This window comes from Enterovirga rhinocerotis (genome assembly GCF_004363955.1).
GTDB lineage: Bacteria > Pseudomonadota > Alphaproteobacteria > Rhizobiales > Beijerinckiaceae > Enterovirga > Enterovirga rhinocerotis.
In genome coordinates this window covers 19,594-37,907 of sequence record NZ_SNZR01000019.1, presented here as the reverse complement: position 1 = coordinate 37,907, position 18,314 = coordinate 19,594, and the positions used below count along the sequence as shown (strand labels likewise).

Below are 18,314 nucleotides of genomic sequence, written 5' to 3'. Positions count from 1 at the left end.
TGGACGGCTCTTGACGGCGTCGGTGGCTCGCGCCCAGTCTCGCAGCCGTGAGACAAGCTCTCGCTCCCGCGTGGCGGGGCGTCGTGATGGGCATCGTTGCGCTGGCGCTGATCGCTGCCGCGCCGATGCGGGCGTCTGCGACCGATCCTGAGAACCGGCTCGAGGCCGCCGCCGACATCACGCCCCGCACGCTGGCGCTCGGCGCCCTCGGGGGCGGGCGCCGCGAGGCCGCGGATCATCGCGGGCGTGTCGTCCTCGTCCATTTCTTCGCCACCTGGTGCGAGCCGTGCCGGCCCGAACTCGCGAGCCTCGACCGGTTGAACCGCGAGATGGGGCCCCGCGGCGTCGAGATCCTGGCCGTCAGCGTCGCCGAGCCGGAGATGCGGCTGCGCCGCTTCTTCGCCGAGCAGCCGGTCTCCTTCGCCATCCTGCTCGATCAGGACCGGGCGGCGTCGCGGGCCTGGGCGATCGAAGCCCTGCCGAGCACGGTCGTGCTCGATCGGTGGGGCGTGCCGCGCCTTGCCGTGCGCGGCGATCTCGACTGGCAGCGCGCGGAGGTGCGCGCGGCCCTCGACGATCTGCTGGACGAAACCGAACCAAGACGAACGGGAGGGGACCGACCATGACGAAGGACATCCATCACAGCCATCCTCTGCATCGCCGCCATCTTCTCGCGCTCGGCGGCGGGGCTGCGGCTGCGCTCCTCGCGCGCCCCGCCTTCGCTCAACCGGCGCCCGCATTGTTCGCGCCGAAGCCGGGCGCCTGGCGCACCTACGAGGTCGTCACCCGGGTCGAACTGCCCGCTGGCGATGCCCAGGCCTGGGTGCCGGTGCCGTCGGTGAACGAGGCTGGCTGGTTCCGCTCCTCGGATTCGACGTTCAGCGTCCAGGGCGGGGAGGCGAAGCTCGTCGCCGATCCGGTCTACGGCGCGCGCGCCGTCCATGCCCGTTGGGCGAGCGGCGCCGAGAAGCCGGTGCTCGAGGTCACGAGCCGCGTCCAGGCGAGGGACCGCGCCGCCGATCTCGGCAAGCCCGAGGGCGGCAGCCCGCTCGGCGAGGCGGACCGCAAGCTGTACCTCTCGGCGACCGACCTCATCCCGACCGGCGGCATCGTGAAGACGACCTCCGACAGGATCGTCGCCGGCAAGGCGAGCGATCTCGACAAGGCGCGGGCGATCTACGACTGGGTCGTCGAGAACAGCTTCCGCAACGCCGCGACGCGCGGCTGCGGCATCGGCGACATCGCGGCGATGCTGACGAGCGGCAATCTCGGCGGCAAATGCGCCGATCTCAACGCGCTGTTCGTGGGTCTCGCCCGCGCGGCGGGCATCCCGGCGCGGGACGTCTACGGGCTGCGCGTCGCGCCTTCCCAATTCGGCTACAAGAGCCTCGGGGCGGGCTCGGAGGTCGTCACCAAGGCGCAGCATTGCCGCGCCGAGGCCTGGCTCGACGGCCACGGCTGGGTCGCGGTCGATCCCGCCGACGTGCGCAAGGTCGTCCTGGAGGAGCCGCCGGGCAAGCTCGCCATCGACGATCCGAAGGTCGCCGCGGCCAGGACGGCGCTGTTCGGAAGCTGGGAGGGCAACTGGCTCGCCTACAACTTCGCTCACGACGTCGCGCTGCCCGGCGCCGCGGGGCCGAAGGTCGAGTTCCTGATGTACCCGCAGGCCGAGATCAAGGGCGCACGCCTCGATTGCCTCGATCCGGACGGGTTCAAATACACGATCCGGGCGCGGGAGGTGTCGGTCTGAGCGAGGATCGCGCGGAGGTCGTGCTGGACCTGCGGGGCCTCTGGTGCCCGCAGCCGGTGCTGCGGGCCAAGACGGCCCTGCGCGGCCTGCCGGTCGGCGGGGCGCTGGTGCTCGAATGCACCGACCCGCTGACCGAGATCGACGTGCCGCATTTCGCGCGGCAGACCGGCCACCGCCTCGCCGCGCAGGAGCGGCGGGAGGGCGGCCTCTTCGTGTTCCGCATCGTGAAGGCGGCCTGAGCCCATGGACCAGCATCCCGTCTATCTCGATCATAACGGGACGACGCCGGTCGATCCGGCTGTCCTCGAGGCCATGCTGCCGTATCTGCGCGAGGAATTCGGCAACCCCTCCTCCGCGACCGCGCTCGGACGGCGCGCACGGGAGGCCGTCGAGACGGCGCGGGAGGCGGTCGCGGCCCTGATCGGCGCCCGCGCGGAGGAGGTCACCTTCACCAGCGGCGGGACGGAGGCCAGCAACATCGCGATCCGGGGCGCGGCGGCGCGGCGCGGCGAGCGCCCGGTGGTCGTGACCTCGACGATCGAGCATCCGGCGACCGAAGCCTGCTGCGCGCTGCTGGAGCGCGACGGCATGGCGATCCGCCGCATTCCGCCGGGTCCGGACGGCTGTCTCGATCCCGCGCGGGTCGAGGCGGGGATCGACGGGCGGACCGCGCTCGTCACGCTCATTCACGCCCAGAACGAGATCGGCACGCTCCAGCCCATCGCCGAGGTGAGCCGGGCGGCGCGCCGGGCCGGGGCGCTCGTTCATGCCGATGCGGCGCAATCGGTCGGCAAGGTGGCGGTCGAGGTCGACGCGCTGGGCGTCGACCTCCTCACCATCGCCGGGCACAAGCTCTATGCGCCGAAGGGGATCGGGGCGCTCTACGCGCGCACCGGGACCGGGCTCGCGCCGCTGCTCGTCGGCGCCGGGCAGGAACGGGGCCGCCGGCCGGGCACCGAGAACGTCGCCTTCATCGCCGGGCTCGGCGCGGCCTGCCGGATCGCGGCGGCGCGCCTCGCCGAGGACGCCGCCCGGCAGGACGGGCTCGCGCGCCATCTCCTGCGCCGCCTGCGGGAGGAGGTGCCCGGATTGATCCTCGTCGGACATCCCGAGCGGCGGCTGCCGAACACGGTGAACGTGCTGTTCCCGGGCGTGACGGGCAATGCGCTCCTCGCGGCCTGCCCGGAGATCCTCGCCTCGACCGGGTCGGCCTGCCATGCGGGCAGCGACCTTCCCTCCGCGATCCTCCTGGCGCTCGGCCTCGCGCCCGACCGGGCCGTCGGCGCGGTCCGGCTGTCGCTGGGGCGGACGACGAGCGGGGACGAGATCGACCGTGCCGCGCGATCCCTGGCGGCGGCGTGGCGGCGCCTCGCCGCCCGCGAAGCCGCCTGAAGGAGACGAAGATGAATGCTCCCGTTTCGATCCCGCCCGTCCGTCTGACGAGCCTCGCCCATGGCGGCGGCTGCGGCTGCAAGCTGGCTCCGGCCGTTCTGCAGGAGCTGCTGGCGGGGGCGGCGGCGCCGCCCTTCGCGCAGCTTCTCGTCGGCACCGAGACCGGGGACGATGCGGCCGTCTGGCAGGTCGACGAGAACACCTGCATCGTCGCGACGACGGATTTCTTCATGCCGGTGGTCGACGACCCGCATGATTTCGGACGGATCGCGGCGACCAACGCGATCTCCGACGTCTATGCGATGGGCGGGCGGCCCGTGATGGCGCTCGCCATCCTCGGCATGCCCCTCGGCAAGATCGCGCCCGAGACCGTGCGCTCGATCCTCGATGGCGGGCGGGCGGCCTGCACCGCCGCCGGCATCCCGATCGCCGGCGGCCATTCGATCGACGCGCCGGAGCCGATCTACGGGCTCGCGGTCATCGGCACCTGCCGCCCGCAGGATGTCCGCCGCAATACCGGGGCCCGGCCGGGCGATGCGCTGATCCTCACCAAGGGCCTCGGCGTCGGCATCTATTCGGCCGCCTTCAAGAAGGAGATCCTGTCCGAGGCGGCCTATGCCGAGATGATCGCCTCGACGACGCTCCTGAACAGCATCGGCGCCGAACTCGCGCGCGACCCGGACGTGCACGGGATCACGGACGTGACCGGGTTCGGCATCCTCGGGCACGGGCTCGAGATGGCGCGCGGCTCGGGCGTCGATCTCGACCTGTCGCTGGCCGCTCTGCCCTGGCTCTCGGAGGCGGAGGCCCTGGCGGAGGCGGGCACCGTGACGGGCGCCTCGCACCGCAACTGGGACAGCTACGGCGCCGAGACCGACCTGCCGTCGGATCTCCCTGCGTGGCGGCGCCACCTCCTCACCGATCCGCAGACCTCCGGCGGCCTTCTCGTTGCCTGCGATGCGGCCAAGGCGGACGAGATCCTCGCGCGGGTCCGGTCCGCCGGCTATCCCGCCGCGCGGCGGATCGGCTTTGCGACGGAAGGCTCGGGCCGGGTGCGCGTCGTGGCCTGAGGCCGGAACGCGAACCGCCGCGCGGCGTTGCGATGCGCAGAGGAGACGTCCATGCGCATCCCCGTTCTCGCGGCTCTCGCCGCCTTGCTGACCGCGTCCATGCCTGCGCTCGCCCAGGATCCGGCGAAGCCCGGCTGCGCGGACACGAAGTCGTCGGGGGCCGCCACCCCGCAAGCCCAGGGCCCGGCATCGGGCACCGCGCCCGGAAGCTCGGGTTCGACCGGCTGGACCGGCGGCACGGGCGGATCGTACGGCGGAACCAGCCCCCATGCCCCGACCGCCGCCTCTCCGAACCCGCAACCGCCGACGGCCCAGGGCCTCGATCCGACGAAGCCGGACAAGCCCGCCAATTGCTGAACGCGGGCGTCCCGGGCCGGCCAGGCGAACGGAGCGGGCCTCGTCCCTTCTGACGCAGGCCCGCGTTGCGGCCGCGATATGCCGGGCGCGTCCCCGCGACGGTCGCGACAAGCGCGCCCCTTGCACCCGTCGCCGACTTCTGAGAATGAACGTTCATTCTCATCGGGGTCGGGCACGGAATGCTGCAGATCAGCCCTGAACAACCTGATCGCCGGACGCTGATCCTCGACGCGGCCGAGCGCTGCTTCGTGCGATCGGGCTTCCATCAGGCCACGATGCAGGCCATCGCGTCGGAGGCCGGCATGAGCGCCGGCAATCTCTATCGCTACTTCCCGTCCAAGGAATCCCTCGTCGAGGGGCTGTGCGAGCGCGACCGGAGCGAGGTCGCGGCCGATTTCGCGGCGTTCGAGGGCGCTCGGGACTTCATGGCGGTCTTCGCCGCGCTGGGCCGCAAGCATTTCGAGGAGGAGCCGCGGGAGAAGGCGGTGCTGTGCCTCCAGATCTGGGCCGAGGCGACCCGCTCCGACCGCGTCGGCGAGGTCGTCTCGGCCTTCACCCGGGATATCGTCGACCGTCTGACGACCTTGCTCGAGGCCGCGCGCGATGCCGGCCACATCGCTCCGGCCATGGAGCCGCGGGCCATCGCCCGCATCGTCACGACGCTGGCCGACGGGCTGTTCGTCCGCCGCGCGATCGTTCCGGACTTCGATGCGGAGGCCGAAATTCCACCCGTCCTGAACCTCATCGGCGCGCTCGTCGCGGGCCGGATCACGACCGCCGGCTGCGCCGATGCGGCCGCGGAAACCACCTCATGAAGCCCTCCCGCATCGCCGCCATTCTCCTCCTCGTCGGGGGAGCCGCCTGGATCGGCTCGGGCGTGCTCGGACGCAGCGCGCAGCCGAAGGAGGCCGCGCTCGAAGCCGCCAAGGCGCCGCCTGCCGCCGCCCGGTTCAAGGTCGCCGTCTTGCCGGTCTCGAACACGCTGCATCGGCGGCGGGTCGTCTTGTCCGGCCGCACGGAGGCGGACAAGAAGATGTGGGCCGTCGCCCGCGTCTCCGGTGTCGTGCTCGACCTCAAGGTCCGGCGCGGCTCGGTCGTGAAGGCGGGCGACGTGATCGCGACCCTGTCGGACGAGGCGCGCGAGGCGCAGGTGCTTCAGGCGAAGGCGCGGCTGGAACAGCGCACGGCCGAGGCGACGGCGCGGCTGCGGCTGATCGAGACGGGCAATTATCCGGCGCTGAACAAGCCGCTGCTCGAAGCCGAGCTGCGCGCGGCGGCGGCCGGCCTCGCCCAGGCGGAGGCCGAGCGCATCAAGGGCGAGGTGATCGCGCCGCTTTCCGGCGTCGTCAACGACGTGCCGGTCGAGGTCGGCACGGCGCTCCAGGTCTTCATGTCGGGCGCGAACGTCGCCGAGATCATCGCCCTCGATCCGATGCTGGCGGTGGTCGAGATCGCCGAGCGCCAGCTCAACGGCATCCAGGTCGGCGGCGCGGCCGAGGTGAAGCTCGTCACCGGCGACACCGCGCGCGGCACGATCCGCTTCGTCTCGAAGAAGGCGAGCCCGACGACCCGCACCTACAGGGTCGATGTCGAGCTTGAGAACCCCGACGGCCGGATTCCGGATGGCGTCACCGCCGAAGTCGATCTTCTCCTGGCGCCCGTTCCCTCGGCGAGGGTGCCGCGCTCGGCGCTCACCTTCTCGGCCGAAGGCCGCATCGGCGTGCGCCATGTCGGCGAGGACGGCAAGGTCGCCTTCGCGCCGGTCGAGATCGTCGAGGACGCCTTGAAGGACTTGTGGCTGGCCGGATTGCCGGACGGAGCCCGCGTCATCGTCGAGGGCCAGGATTTCGTGAAGGAGGGCGAGGCCGTCGAGACGGTCGTCGCCGCGGCCCGGGGCTGAGCCGTGCAGAACCCCGTCGATTACGCGATCAGCCATGCCCGGCTGACGCTCTCCATCCTCGCCTTCCTGCTGGTCGCGGGACTGTCGGCCTATATCTCGATCCCGAAGGAGGCCGAGCCGGACATCAAGGTCCCGATCGTCTACGTGATGGTCACGCAGCGGGGCATCTCGCCGGAGGATGCCGAGCGGCTGATCCTGCGGCCTCTCGAGACGCAGCTCAAATCCGTCTCGAACATCAAGGAGATGCGCTCCCAGGCCTTCGAGGGCGGCGGCTACGTGCTCGTCGAGTTCGTGGCCGGGTTCGATCCGAACCGCGCCATCGCCGATGTCCGCGCCAAGACGGACATGGCCAAGAAGGACATCCCGCGGGATGCCGACGAGCCGCTGGTGCAGGAGGTCAACCTGTCCCTCTTCCCGGTCATCGTCGTGGCCCTCGGCGGCGACGTGCCGGAGCGGACGCTGCTGCGCTTCGCGCGGCAGGCGAAGACGATGCTCGAAGGCCTTCCGGGGGTCCTCTCGGCCGATCTGCGGGGCGCCCGCGACGAGGCCGTCGAGATCATCGCCGAGCCGATGCTCATGAAGAGCTACGGCATCAACCTGACCGACCTCACCAACGCCTTCTCGGCCGGCAATGCCCTCGTCGCGGCGGGCGCCATCGAGAGCGCCTCGGGCCGCTTCGCGGTGAAGGTGCCCTCGCTCATCGAAACCCCGGCCGACGTGCTGAAATACCCGATCGCCGCGAGCGGAGCCGCCTCCGTCACGCTCGGCGACGTCGCCGAGGTTCGGCCGACCTTCAAGGACGCGACCTCGATCACCCGCATCAACGGCAAGAGCGCGATCACCGTCGAGGTGGTCAAGCGGACCGGCGCGAACCTGATCGAGACCGTGGACGGCGTGAAGGCGGCGATGGAGCGCCTCAAGCAGTCCTGGCCCGCGACCGTCGAGGTCTCGTTCACGCAGGACAAGTCGAAGACGATCCGCGACATGCTGCACGAGCTGCAGAACGCCGTCATCACGGCCGTTCTCCTCGTCTTCGTCATCATGCTGGTGGCGCTCGGCGGACGCGCCTCGATCTTCATCGGCATCGCCATCCCGGCCTCGTTCCTGACGGGCATTCTCGGCCTCCAGATGGCCGGGCTGACCGTGAACATCGTCGTGCTCTTCGCGCTCATCCTCGCGGTCGGCATGCTGGTCGACGATGCGATCATCGTCTCCGAATTCGCCGAGCGCCGGATGGGGGAAGGGATGGCGCCGAAGGAGGCCTATTCCCTCGCCGCCAAACGCATGGCGGGGCCGGTCATCTCGGCGACGCTCACCCGCGTCGCCGCCTTCTCGCCGCTGATGTTCTGGCCGGGGATCGTCGGCGAGTTCATGAAGTACCTGCCGCTGACGCTGATCGCGACGCTGTCCGCCTCGCTCGTCGTCGCCCTGTTCTTCACGCCGACCCTCGGCGCCCTGCTCGGCCGGGCCTCGACGGGCGAGCATCACGACGAGCGCATGGGCGACCGGAACGCCTATATGCGCGTCGTCCGCGCCGCCGTCGCGCGCCCGATCTCGACGCTCGTCATCGGCGCGGCCGTGCTCGCGAGCGTCGTCGTGGCCTATGGCCGCTTCGGCCACGGGGTCGAGTTCTTCCCCGATGTCGAGCCGGATTACGGCCTCGTCCAGGTCCGTGCCCGCGGCAACATCTCGATCACCGAGAAGGACAACCTCGTCCGCGCCGTCGAGAGCCGGATGCTCGGCATGAAGGAGCTCTCGACCATCTATGCCCGCGCCGGAGAGGGGCAGCGCGGCTCGGACGAGGTCACGGAGGACACGGTCGGCACGATCCAGTTCGAGTTCGTCGATTGGCGCCTGCGCCGGCCCGCCTCGCTCATCATGGACGAGATCCGCGAGCGCACGAAGGACATCCCGGGGGTCCTGATCGAGGTGACGAAGCCGCGGGCCGGCCCGCCCGTCGGCAAGCCCGTCACCGTCCAGCTCTCGGCCTATAATCCGGAGGCTCTGCCGGCCGCCGCCCGCAAGGTCGCCGATCTCCTGCGGGCCCGGTCCGACACCCGCGACGTCGACGACGGCCTGCCCCTTCCGGGCATCGACTGGCGCCTCGAGGTCGACAAGGCCGAGGCGGCCAAGTACGGCGCGACGCCGCTATCGGTCGGTGCGGCCGTCCAGCTCGTCACCAACGGCATGAAGGTCACGGAGTACCGGCCGGTCGACACCGACAAGGAGGTCGACGTGCTGGTGCGGTTCCCCCAGGACCGGCGCTCGCTCGACCAGCTCGACGACCTGCGCATCAACACGCCGATGGGCTCGGTGCCGATCGGCAACTTCGTGACCCGCAAGCCGGCGGCGAAGGTCGGCCAGATCAACCGCGTCAACTCGATGCGCGTCGTGAACGTGACCTCCAATGTCGGCGAGCATGTCCAGAGCGCGGTGGTTCAGGGCGAGGTCGCGGCCGCCCTCGCCGGGATGGATCTCGGCCCCGGCGTCTCGGTCCGGATGAAGGGCGAGGACGAGGAGCGCGCCAAGGCCGGCGCGTTCCTGGTCAAGGCCTTCGGCGCGGCGATCTTCCTGATCTTCGCCATCCTGCTCGCCCAGTTCAACAAGTTCTCCTCCGTCCTGATCACGCTGTCGGCCGTCGTGATGTCGACGGTCGGCGTCCTGATCGGCTTCATGGTGATGGGGCAGGCCTTCGGCGTCGTGATGGGCGGCATCGGCGTGATCGCCAATGCCGGCGTGATCGTGAACAACAACATCGTCCTGATCGACACCTATGACCGTCTGCGGGCGGAGGGCATGGCGGCGCGCGAGGCGATCATCGAGACGTGCCGTGAGCGCGCGCGTCCCGTGGTGCTGACGGCGGTCACGGCGGTGCTCGGCGTGCTCGCCGTCGCCTTCGGGATCAATGTCGACTTCGTCCATCGCGATCTCGCGGTCGGCGCGCCGTCGACGCAATGGTGGATCAACCTCTCGACCGCGATCGTCTTCGGCCTCGGCTTCGCGACCATCCTGACGCTCGTCATCACGCCGGCCATGCTGATGGTCGTCGCGAACCTGTCGGAATGGCGGGCGCGCCGGAGGACGGCGCGGGCCGAGCGGAAGGCGAAGGCGGCCGCGGCCCTGGCTCCGGCGGAATAGCCGCGGCCATCGACTTCGCGGCGGTTCACGACCACAACAGGTCATGTCCCACGCCGATCTCGTCGCCCGCTACGCCGCGCTCGCACCGGCGATACCGGTCCTGACCATCCTCGATGCCGAGGATGCCGTGCCCCTCGCCCGCACGCTCGTCGAGGCGGGGCTGCCGGTGGCGGAGGTGACGCTCCGCACGCCCGCCGCACTGGACGCGATCGAACGGATCGCGCGCGAGGTGCCGGAGGCCGTCGTCGCCGCGGGCACGGTGACGCGCCCCGACCAGATCGCGACGGTCGCGCGGGCCGGCGCGCGCATGATCGTGACGCCCGGCACGCCGCCCAGCCTCGCCGCGGCGCTGGCCGTGGGCGCGCTTCCGGCCATGCCGGGCTGCGCCACCGTCACGGAAGCCCTGGCGCTGGCCGCGCAGGGTTTCACCCATCTGAAGTTCTTCCCCGCGGGCGCCGCGGGCGGACCGGCCTGGCTGAAGGCCGTCCTCGGCCCGTGTCCGGAGCTCAGGTTCTGCCCGACGGGCGGGATCGATGCCGGGTCCGCCGCGGCCTATCTCGCCTTGCCCAACGTCGCCTGCATCGGCGGATCGTGGATGGTGCCGAACGATGCGGTGAGGGCACGCGACTGGTGCCGGATCGGCAGCCTCGCCCGCGACGCGGCGGCTCTTCCCCGCTCCTGAACCGCACCCGAACGAGCGGGCCGCGCGCTGCCCGACCGGGACTGCGCAAACCTCGGCATCGTCCCCCTAAACCCAGGACATGACAATCTGGAGACATTCCAATGTCTTGGGCTTGTCTGACTTTCGCTGAAAACCGCCTGACGGCCTATTAGTATTTCGCTAACGATAGTCTCAAGATTCCTTGTCGAACCTGCGCCAGTCAGGAGTGTGCGAAAGCGCACTTTGAGCAATCCACGCCGTGCTGTGCAGGCGGCGACAGGTTCTCCCCTCAGAGGGAGGCGCCGTGTTCTATGATTGCGTTCGCTCTCGGGGCGCGTGCCCGTTCGATGGGCAGCAAGATCGACTTGGAATGCAGTCAGTTTCTTGTGTTGCATTCGCGCAACCACGAATCCACTGGCCTGCGGTAAACATCATCATCCGTTCTGGAGATTCCCCTGTCATGAAGAAGTTCCTCCTGGCCGCAACCGCGCTGACCGCGATGTCGGGTGTGGCTCTCGCCGCCGACCTCCCGTATCGCCGCGCGGCCCCGGCCCCGATCGCGGCCTATGTTCCCCCGGCCTTCACCTGGACCGGCTTCTACGTTGGCCTGAACGCCGGCGGCGCTGTCGGCGGCGACTTCACCGTCTCCGATCCGACCGGCTCCATCTCGGACCGGATGGGCGGCTTCCTCGTCGGCGGTACGATCGGCTACAACTATCAGCTGACGAACAACATCGTCCTCGGCATCGAGGGTGACCTCGGCTACGCCGATATCGGTGCCGGCAGCTCGGGCTCGGCCATCAACGGCGTCGGATACAGCACCAAGGCTGGCATCGACGGCTACCTCGGCACCATCCGCGGCCGTCTCGGCTATGCGCACGGCCCCTGGCTGTTCTACGCCACCGGTGGTTGGGCCTTCTCCGAGGCGCGCGTCTCGACCACGGCCTATGCTCCCATCGGCTACAGCGTCGGTTCGGCGACCAAGGGCATCAACGGCTACACGGTCGGCGGCGGCGTGGAATACGCCGTCAACCCGAACCTGTCGCTCAAGGCCGAGTACCTCTACGTGGACTTCGAGAAGGTCCGCGCGGGCAACCTGACCGAAGTCGCCATCGACACGCACCTCCTGAAGGTCGGCCTGAACTACAAGTTCAACGCCTTCTGAGAAATCCGGCCTTCGGGCCGGACTTCCCGAGACTTCTACCCGTCGGCCTCGTGCCGGCGGGTTTTTTTTATGGTGCGGCCGGGGCTGCGTCGGATGTGGCGCTCGGCATCCCCGCCTGCGTCGCGGCGCGGGCCGCCTGTCAGGCGGCGGGGCCGATAAGCTTGCCGAGGAAGCCGGCGAGATCGCTCGTGACGTGATCGACATGCGGCGCGACCACGGCCTCCTGCTCGGCGGTGTCGCGGAACGGGTCGGGCGTCTTCGGCACGACGAGGCAGGTCGTCATGCCGAGATCGTGCGGCACGACGAGGTTCTTGGCGATGTCCTCGAACAGAGCCGAGGCCGCCGGATCGACCTTGTGACGGTCGAGGAAGCTGAGATAGGCGCGCCGTGCCGGCTTCGGCACGAAATCGGCCGCGGCGATGTCGAACACGTCCTCGAAATGGTCGAAGATGCCGAGCTTCATCGCGACGTTCTGGGCGTGCTTGCGCGATCCGTTGGTGAGGATCAGCTTGCGGCCGGGAAGCTTTTCGATCGCGTCGCCCAGAAGCGGGTTCAGCTCGATGGTCGAATGGTCGATGTCATGGGCGAAGTCGAGAAAGTCCTCGGGGTCGACCGCATAATCGTCCATCAGGGCGCGTAGCGTCGTGCCGTGCTGATGATAGAAGTACTTCTGCAGCGAGCGCGCGGACATGCCGTCGAGGCCGAACAGCTCCATGATGTACAGGGTGATGCGCTCGTCGACCTGAGGCCAGACGCGCGCCTCGTGCGGATAGAGCGTGTTGTCGAGGTCGAAGATCCAGGTGTCGACATGCGCGAAGCCGCGTGCGGCCAGCCCCGCGGGGGGTAGAGGATCTGTTCCGGTCATGAGGCCCTTCGGCCGACGAGAAGGGGCCGCCTCGGCCCCGGAGCGTCAATGTAGGCAGCCCGACCGCGTTTTGCGAGACGGCCCCGGCACCACCCCCGGCTCAGCGGGAGCAACGATAGGCCACTCCGGCGACATACGACCAGTCGCGGTAGATGCGGCGGCTGAGGAGCAGGTCGGTCGCGCCGAGCGCGTAGGCCGATTCCCGCATGTGATCGAGCGTCGCGCCGAAATTCGGGCCCGAGATCTCCGCCGGCGTCGCCTCGCCGGGCCGCGCATGGACCCGGACCGGCGTCGTCAGGTGCGCGAGACCCCGAGGGGCGATCCCATCCGTCCGCGTGATGCCGACTTCGCCGAGCCGGCGACAGGACGACACATCGGCCGGGGAGACGACGTCGCGGATCGGGACGGCGTGGCTGCATGCCGACAGGCCGACTGCGATCGAAGCAACCGCGATCGGCGCGCGCCATGACCACGTCGCCCCGGTCCTCGAGCGGATTGAGGGGCTCGCCATGCTGAACATCATCCTCGTCGCCCACCGATTCAGGGCCGGCCATCGCGGCCGACGATCCCTCTTCACGTAACCGCGGCGTCCCGCCTTCACAATTGGGTTGGACGGCCGACGGCGTGATCGACGCCCGAGTGTGGCGGGAAGAGCGCGGACGGAACGGGACGAATCCCGGCCGGTCCCGTGCGATCCGCTCCATGCCCCGTTGACCTCTCGGGCCGGATTGACGATCCGACGCGCGGCGGCCGATCGGATCAGTGGGGGAAGCCTTGGTATCTCGCATCGTGAAGGGCCTCGTCCTCGTGACGGCCTGCGGCCTGGCGGTTGTCCTTCCGGTGCTCGCACTGTCTCGCGGGGATTGGGCCGGCGCCGCGGGAACGGTGTTCCTGGCCGGGATGGCGATCTGGGGCTTCCTCGGACGGGGCGTGGTGCCGCAGGCCGAGCCGACCGCGAAGACGCCGGGCCGGCCGGGCAGGGATGCTCTGCTGACCAGTCCAGACCCTGTCGTCGCCGTCGATCGCCGCGCCGTCGTGACGGCCGCGAACGACGCCGCCTTCGCGATGTTGCCGGGCTTGCGGGTCGGCGTGCCGCTCGCCTTCACGCTGCGGGCGCCGGAGGTTCTCGAAGCGCTCCGCAGCACCATCTCGACCGGCGAGCCCGGAGAGATCGAATATGGTGGGCGGACGGGAGCGGAGGCCTTTCTCGCCGTGCGGCTGCGCCCGCTTCAGGGCGGACCCGATCCGCGCTCTCCGGCCGTCGCGCTCTTCTTCTCCGACCGCACCAAGGAGCGCCGCGTCGAGGCGATGCGCGTCGACTTCATCGCGACGGTGAGCCACGAGCTGCGCACGCCGCTGGCGTCGCTGACCGGCTTCATCGAGACGCTGGCGGGGCCGGCTCGGGACGATCCGCGGGCGCGCGACCGGTTTCTCGGGATCATGCGCGATCAGGCCGAGCGGATGCGGCGGCTCGTCGACGACCTGCTCCAGCTCTCGCGCGTCGAACTCCACGAGCATGTCGCGCCGACCGCGCCCGTCGAGCTTGGCGGGCTCGTCATGCATATGATCGAGATCATGGGTCCGCTCGCGAAGGACCGGAAGGTCACGATCACCCTCGATCGCGCGCCCGAGCCGCTGACGGTACCCGGCGATCGCGACGAACTCCTGCGGGTCGTCGAGAATCTGATCGCGAATGCGATGAAGTATGGCGGCGAGGGGACCGTCGAGGTGTCGCTGCGTCCCGCCGATCAGGGGCGGGCCGTGGAACTCGCCATCACGGATCACGGGCCGGGCATTCCCCCCGAACACCTGCCGCGGCTGACGGAGCGCTTCTATCGCGTCAACGAAGCCGAGAGCCGGGCGCGCGGGGGGACCGGGCTCGGCCTCGCCATCGTCAAGCACGTCGTCGGCCGGCACCGCGGACGCCTGACGATCGAGAGCGAGCTCGGCCGCGGCACGACCGTCCGGATCCTGTTCCCCGCCATTGCCGGGAGGCGGCCCGTCCTGTGATCCCGGGGCGCGTCACTGAACTGTCATGTCGGCGTCATAGAAGCACAGCCGAGGCCGCCTAGAGGTCCCGCCGCAGGGGGCAAGTGGTCTCCGGCCCGGCCGGCAGGCCCGTATGGCCCTGATCGGGCCACGATGGAGTTTCGGATGAACAAGCGATCTTTCCTCGCAGCCGCGAGCGCTGCGGCCGTGACGGTCGCGCTCACTTTCGCGAGCGCGGCTTCCGCCCAGTCGGTCACCGGCGCGGGTGCGAGCTTCCCCTTCCCCGTCTACGCCAAGTGGGCCGAGGCCTATAAGGCCGAGACCGGCGTTGCGGTGAACTATCAGTCGATCGGTTCCGGCGGCGGCATCCGCCAGATCAAGGCGCGGACCGTCGATTTCGGTGCGACCGACGCCCCCCTCTCCGGCAAAGATCTCGACGAGGCCAAGCTGATCCAGTTCCCGACGGTGCTCGGCGGCGTCGTGCCGGTCGTCAACATCCCCGGCATCAAGCCCGGCGAGATCAAGCTGACCGGCGACGTCCTCGCGGACATCTATCGCGGCCAGATCAAGAAGTGGAACGATCCGAAGATCGCGGCGCTGAACGAGGGCGTGAAGCTCCCCGACGCCACCATCACCACCGTGTACCGCTCCGACGCCTCGGGCACGACGGCGATCTTCTCGACCTACCTCTCCGAGCAATCCGCTCCCTTCAAGAGCGCGCTCGGCGCCAGCACCGCGATCGATTGGCCGACGGGCCAGGGCGGCAAGGGTAACGAGGGCGTGGCCGCGACGGTCAAGCAGGTCCCGAACGCGATCGGCTACGTCGAATACGCCTACGCCAAGCAGAACACGCTGTCCTACATCACGCTGCAGAACAAGGCCGGCAAGTTCGTCGCTCCCGACGCGGCTTCCTTCGAGGCCGCGGCTGCCGGTGCCGATTGGAACGCCGCTCCCGGCTTCGGCATCTCACTGACCAGCCAGCCGGGCGACGCCTCCTGGCCGATCACGGCGCCGACCTTCGTCCTCCTCCCGAAGGAAGCCAAGGACCCGAAGAAGACCGAAGAGGTGATCAAGTTCTTCCGCTGGTCGCTCGAGAAGGGCGGCAAGATGGCGGCGGATCTCGACTACGTCGCTCTGCCGAAGAAGCTGGTCTCGGAAGTCGAGGCGAAGGCCTTCGGCCAGGCCAAGACGAACTGACGTCGGCCATCCGTCCGAAGCCAAACCACGGGCGGCGCCTGGCGCCGCCCGACCTTTTCCTCGGTTAAGGGATCGATCCCGTGTCCGCCGCCGTCACAGAGCAGGTCATGCACCTGAGCGATACAGCACCGGCTGCCAGGCGCAGCCATGCCGTCTTCGATCGTAGCTTCCGCGTGCTCTGCATGCTGAGCGCCGCGACCGTCCTTCTCGTCCTCATCGGAATTCTCGGCTCGATCGTGTATGGCGGCTGGCCCGCCTTCCGCGAATTCGGCTTCTGGGGCTTCCTCACCGGCAGCCGCTGGAACGTCGCCCAGGAGGTCTTCGGAGCCTGGCCTGCCGTCGCCGGCACGCTTCTCTGCGCCCTGATCGCCCTTGTCATCGGCGTGCCGATCTCGCTCGGCATCGCGATCTTCCTCACCCAGCTCTCGCCCAAGTGGCTGAAGGGCCCGATCGCGACGGCCGTCGAGCTGCTCGCCGCGGTGCCCTCGATCATCTTCGGCATGTGGGGCCTCTTCGTCTTCGCGCCCCTTGTCTCGCAATACATGCAGGTCCCGCTGAACTCGGTCGTCGAGGGCGTGCCGATCGTCGGGACCATCCTGTATTCCGCCGTCCCCTCGGGCACGGGCATCTTCACTGCGGGCGTCATCCTCGCGCTGATGATCATCCCGTTCATCGCCTCGATCACGCGCGACATGCTGGACCAGATCCCGTCCATCCTGCGCGAAAGCGCCTACGGGATGGGCTGCACGACCTGGGAAGTCGTCCGCCACGTTCTCGTGCCGCAGACGGCCGTCGCGCTCGTCGGCGCCGTCATGCTCGGCCTCGGCCGTGCGCTCGGCGAGACCATGGCGGTCACCTTCGTCGTCGGCAACGCCAACCGCCTCTCGGCCTCCCTCCTCGATCCGGGCTCGACCATCGCCTCCCGCATCGCCAACGAATATAACGAGGCCGGCGATCTTCAGCTCTCCGCGCTGATGGCCCTCGGCTGCATCCTCTTCATCGTCACCTTCTCGGTCCTCATCGTGGCGCGGCTGCTCGTCGCCCGCATCGGCAAGCAGTGAGGAGGGCGACATGACCACGGCCAACACTGCCATGCCCGAGACCGTCCTCGCACCGGAAGAGGCCCATTGGGGCCGGGTCCGCGCCTCGCGCCGGATCGCCGACCGGTCGCTCAAGCTCATCTGCACGGCCTTCACCGTGCTCGGTGTCTTCGTGCTCGGCTGGATCCTGCTGATGCTGCTCTTCGAGGGCATCACGGCGCTCAGCCCGGCGATCTTCACCCAGGTCACGCCCGGCCCCGGCACGGCCGGCGGCGGTCTCGCCAACGCGATCGTCGGGTCGATCCTGCTCACCTTCCTCGGCATCGCCATCGCGACGCCGATCGGGATCCTCGCCGGCACCTATCTCGCCGAATATGCGCGGACCTCGAAGCTCGCGGCGCTGATCCGCTTCATCAACGACGTGCTCCTCTCGGCTCCGTCGATCCTGATCGGCCTCTTCGTCTACACCTTCGCGGTCGCTCCCCTCGGCAGCTATTCCGGCTGGGCCGGCAGCATCGCCCTCGCCATCATCGCGGTCCCGGTGATCGTGCGGACGACCGAGGACATGCTCCGCCTCGTGCCGAGCGGCCTTCGTGAGGCGGCCGCCGCGCTCGGGGCGCCGACCTCCCGGGTCGTGACGCTCGTCACCTGGCGGGCGGCCAAGGCCGGCATCGTCACGGGTCTCGTCCTCGCGACGGCCCGGATCGCGGGCGAGACGGCGCCGCTCCTCTTCACGGCCTTCAACAATAACTTCTGGTTCAACACGAACCTCATGGGCGGCGTCTCGAACCTTCCCGTGACGATCTATCAGTTCGCCCTTTCGCCTTACGGGAACTGGCAGCAGCTCGCCTGGGCCGGTGCCTTCCTCATCACCATCACCATCCTCGGGCTCTCCATCCTCGCCCGCTACGTCATCAACAAGGACAACGCGCGATGATCACCGCCATCGAGCCCACCCAGGTTCGGACGCCGGCCCCGGTCCCCACCAGCGGCCCGGCGCCTGTCGCCGCAGCAGCCAAGCCGGAGCCCGTCCGGATCGCCTGCAGGAACGTCGATTTCTACTACGGCGATTTCCACGGCCTGAAGAGCATCAACCTCGACTTCCGTGACCGGCAGGTCACGGCGCTGATCGGCCCCTCGGGCTGCGGCAAGTCCACGCTGCTGCGCACCTTCAACCGCATCTACAGCCTCTATCCGGAGCAGCGGGCCACCGGGGAGATCATCCTCGACGGGCGCAACATCCTCGCGGCGTCCACCGACGTGAACGAGCTGCGCTCGCGGGTCGGCATGGTCTTCCAGAAGCCCACGCCCTTCCCGATGTCGATCTACGACAACGTCGCGTTCGGCATCCGCCTGAACCAGCGGATCGGCCGGGCCGAGATGGACGTCCGGGTGGAGGAGGCGCTCCGCAAGGCCGCGCTCTGGACCGAGGTGAAGGACAAGCTCCGCCAGTCCGGCATGGGCCTGTCGGGCGGTCAGCAGCAGCGGCTCTGCATCGCCCGCACCATCGCTCAGAAGCCGGAGGTCATCCTGCTCGACGAGCCGACCTCCGCTCTCGATCCGATCTCGACCGGCAAGGTCGAGGAGCTGATCGACCAGCTCAAGAGCGAGTTCACGATCGTGATCGTGACGCACAACATGCAGCAGGCCGCTCGTATCTCGCAGTACACGGCCTTCATGTACCTCGGAGAGGTCATCGAGTTCGGGCCGACCAACCAGATCTTCATGACGCCGACCAAGAAGCAGACCCACGATTACGTCACTGGCCGGTTCGGCTGAGCGACGGGAGA

Annotated in this window: 18 protein-coding genes; 16 read left to right on the top strand and 2 right to left on the bottom strand. The window is 69.4% G+C overall.

Annotated features, from left to right (window positions below; all coding sequences use genetic code 11):
* Positions 1-86 precede the first annotated feature (86 nt).
* From EV668_RS24325 to EV668_RS24275, 11 genes are all read left to right on the top strand, one after another.
* On the top strand, positions 87-626 hold the full coding sequence (locus EV668_RS24325; RefSeq protein WP_133775150.1) for a TlpA disulfide reductase family protein: 540 nt from the start codon (positions 87-89) through the stop codon (positions 624-626).
* Entirely contained in the window at positions 623-1,750 is a 1,128-nt protein-coding gene (locus EV668_RS24320; RefSeq protein WP_133775148.1) for a transglutaminase-like domain-containing protein, read from the top strand. The genes EV668_RS24325 and EV668_RS24320 overlap by 4 nt, the downstream gene beginning before the upstream one ends.
* A 20-nt stretch (positions 1,751-1,770) precedes the next feature.
* Positions 1,771-1,989 (top strand): sulfurtransferase TusA family protein, encoded by a 219-nt coding sequence (locus EV668_RS24315; RefSeq protein ID WP_245513439.1) that lies wholly within the window; start codon positions 1,771-1,773, stop codon positions 1,987-1,989.
* 4 nt (positions 1,990-1,993) lie between these two features.
* Positions 1,994-3,142, top strand: a complete 1,149-nt coding sequence (locus tag EV668_RS24310) for a cysteine desulfurase family protein (protein WP_133775146.1) — start codon at positions 1,994-1,996, stop codon at positions 3,140-3,142.
* Positions 3,143-3,153: 11 nt separating this feature from the next.
* Positions 3,154-4,212: a selenide, water dikinase SelD gene (gene selD / locus EV668_RS24305; RefSeq protein ID WP_133775143.1), complete on the top strand. Its 1,059-nt coding sequence runs from the start codon at positions 3,154-3,156 to the stop codon at positions 4,210-4,212.
* A gap of 51 nt (positions 4,213-4,263) precedes the next feature.
* Entirely contained in the window at positions 4,264-4,569 is a 306-nt protein-coding gene (locus EV668_RS24300; RefSeq protein ID WP_133775141.1) for a hypothetical protein, read from the top strand.
* Between the two features lie 179 nt (positions 4,570-4,748).
* Positions 4,749-5,384: a TetR/AcrR family transcriptional regulator gene (locus tag EV668_RS24295; RefSeq protein ID WP_133775139.1), complete on the top strand. Its 636-nt coding sequence runs from the start codon at positions 4,749-4,751 to the stop codon at positions 5,382-5,384.
* Positions 5,381-6,469, top strand: a complete 1,089-nt coding sequence (locus EV668_RS24290; RefSeq protein ID WP_133775137.1) for an efflux RND transporter periplasmic adaptor subunit — start codon at positions 5,381-5,383, stop codon at positions 6,467-6,469. The genes EV668_RS24295 and EV668_RS24290 overlap by 4 nt, the downstream gene beginning before the upstream one ends.
* 3 nt (positions 6,470-6,472) lie before the next feature.
* Entirely contained in the window at positions 6,473-9,607 is a 3,135-nt protein-coding gene (locus EV668_RS24285) for an efflux RND transporter permease subunit (protein ID WP_133775135.1), read from the top strand.
* Between the two features lie 43 nt (positions 9,608-9,650).
* Positions 9,651-10,289, top strand: coding sequence for a bifunctional 4-hydroxy-2-oxoglutarate aldolase/2-dehydro-3-deoxy-phosphogluconate aldolase (gene eda, locus EV668_RS24280; RefSeq protein WP_133775133.1), 639 nt, complete (start codon positions 9,651-9,653; stop codon positions 10,287-10,289).
* Positions 10,290-10,728: 439 nt separating this feature from the next.
* On the top strand, positions 10,729-11,433 hold the full coding sequence (locus EV668_RS24275) for an outer membrane protein (protein WP_166652627.1): 705 nt from the start codon (positions 10,729-10,731) through the stop codon (positions 11,431-11,433).
* 139 nt (positions 11,434-11,572) lie between these two features.
* On the opposite strand, the gene EV668_RS24270 is transcribed toward EV668_RS24275, so the two are convergent.
* On the bottom strand, positions 11,573-12,298 hold the full coding sequence (locus tag EV668_RS24270) for a pyrimidine 5'-nucleotidase (RefSeq protein WP_133775129.1): 726 nt from the start codon (positions 12,296-12,298) through the stop codon (positions 11,573-11,575).
* A gap of 100 nt (positions 12,299-12,398) precedes the next feature.
* Positions 12,399-12,809 (bottom strand): hypothetical protein, encoded by a 411-nt coding sequence (locus EV668_RS24265; protein ID WP_133775127.1) that lies wholly within the window; start codon positions 12,807-12,809, stop codon positions 12,399-12,401.
* Positions 12,810-13,072: 263 nt separating this feature from the next.
* Between EV668_RS24265 and EV668_RS24260 the strand changes: the two genes are divergently transcribed.
* The 5 genes from EV668_RS24260 (at position 13,073) to pstB (ending at position 18,303) form a co-directional block, all read left to right on the top strand.
* Entirely contained in the window at positions 13,073-14,308 is a 1,236-nt protein-coding gene (locus EV668_RS24260; RefSeq protein WP_245513438.1) for a sensor histidine kinase, read from the top strand.
* A 144-nt stretch (positions 14,309-14,452) separates the two neighbouring features.
* Positions 14,453-15,484, top strand: a complete 1,032-nt coding sequence (gene pstS / locus EV668_RS24255; RefSeq protein ID WP_133775124.1) for a phosphate ABC transporter substrate-binding protein PstS — start codon at positions 14,453-14,455, stop codon at positions 15,482-15,484.
* Positions 15,485-15,591: 107 nt separating this feature from the next.
* Entirely contained in the window at positions 15,592-16,545 is a 954-nt protein-coding gene (gene pstC / locus EV668_RS24250) for a phosphate ABC transporter permease subunit PstC (protein ID WP_133775122.1), read from the top strand.
* Between the two features lie 10 nt (positions 16,546-16,555).
* Positions 16,556-17,461, top strand: a complete 906-nt coding sequence (pstA, locus tag EV668_RS24245) for a phosphate ABC transporter permease PstA (protein WP_133775120.1) — start codon at positions 16,556-16,558, stop codon at positions 17,459-17,461.
* Positions 17,458-18,303, top strand: coding sequence for a phosphate ABC transporter ATP-binding protein PstB (gene pstB / locus EV668_RS24240; RefSeq protein WP_133775118.1), 846 nt, complete (start codon positions 17,458-17,460; stop codon positions 18,301-18,303). The genes pstA and pstB overlap by 4 nt, the downstream gene beginning before the upstream one ends.
* The last annotated feature ends 11 nt before the right edge of the window (positions 18,304-18,314 follow it).

What these genes read in the sequence shown, in the direction of transcription:
- EV668_RS24325 (WP_133775150.1), top strand. Translation starts at nt 87, where the DNA reads ATGGGCATCGTTGCGCTGGCGCTGATCGCTGCCGCGCCGATGCGGGCG.
- EV668_RS24320 (WP_133775148.1), top strand. Translation starts at nt 623, where the DNA reads ATGACGAAGGACATCCATCACAGCCATCCTCTGCATCGCCGCCATCTT.
- EV668_RS24310 (WP_133775146.1), top strand. Translation starts at nt 1,994, where the DNA reads ATGGACCAGCATCCCGTCTATCTCGATCATAACGGGACGACGCCGGTC.
- selD (WP_133775143.1), top strand. Translation starts at nt 3,154, where the DNA reads ATGAATGCTCCCGTTTCGATCCCGCCCGTCCGTCTGACGAGCCTCGCC.
- EV668_RS24300 (WP_133775141.1), top strand. Translation starts at nt 4,264, where the DNA reads ATGCGCATCCCCGTTCTCGCGGCTCTCGCCGCCTTGCTGACCGCGTCC.
- EV668_RS24295 (WP_133775139.1), top strand. Translation starts at nt 4,749, where the DNA reads ATGCTGCAGATCAGCCCTGAACAACCTGATCGCCGGACGCTGATCCTC.
- EV668_RS24290 (WP_133775137.1), top strand. Translation starts at nt 5,381, where the DNA reads ATGAAGCCCTCCCGCATCGCCGCCATTCTCCTCCTCGTCGGGGGAGCC.
- eda (WP_133775133.1), top strand. Translation starts at nt 9,651, where the DNA reads ATGTCCCACGCCGATCTCGTCGCCCGCTACGCCGCGCTCGCACCGGCG.
- EV668_RS24275 (WP_166652627.1), top strand. Translation starts at nt 10,729, where the DNA reads ATGAAGAAGTTCCTCCTGGCCGCAACCGCGCTGACCGCGATGTCGGGT.
- EV668_RS24270 (WP_133775129.1), bottom strand. Translation starts at nt 12,298, where the DNA reads ATGACCGGAACAGATCCTCTACCCCCCGCGGGGCTGGCCGCACGCGGC.
- EV668_RS24265 (WP_133775127.1), bottom strand. Translation starts at nt 12,809, where the DNA reads ATGGCGAGCCCCTCAATCCGCTCGAGGACCGGGGCGACGTGGTCATGG.
- pstS (WP_133775124.1), top strand. Translation starts at nt 14,453, where the DNA reads ATGAACAAGCGATCTTTCCTCGCAGCCGCGAGCGCTGCGGCCGTGACG.
- pstC (WP_133775122.1), top strand. Translation starts at nt 15,592, where the DNA reads ATGCACCTGAGCGATACAGCACCGGCTGCCAGGCGCAGCCATGCCGTC.
- pstA (WP_133775120.1), top strand. Translation starts at nt 16,556, where the DNA reads ATGACCACGGCCAACACTGCCATGCCCGAGACCGTCCTCGCACCGGAA.
- pstB (WP_133775118.1), top strand. Translation starts at nt 17,458, where the DNA reads ATGATCACCGCCATCGAGCCCACCCAGGTTCGGACGCCGGCCCCGGTC.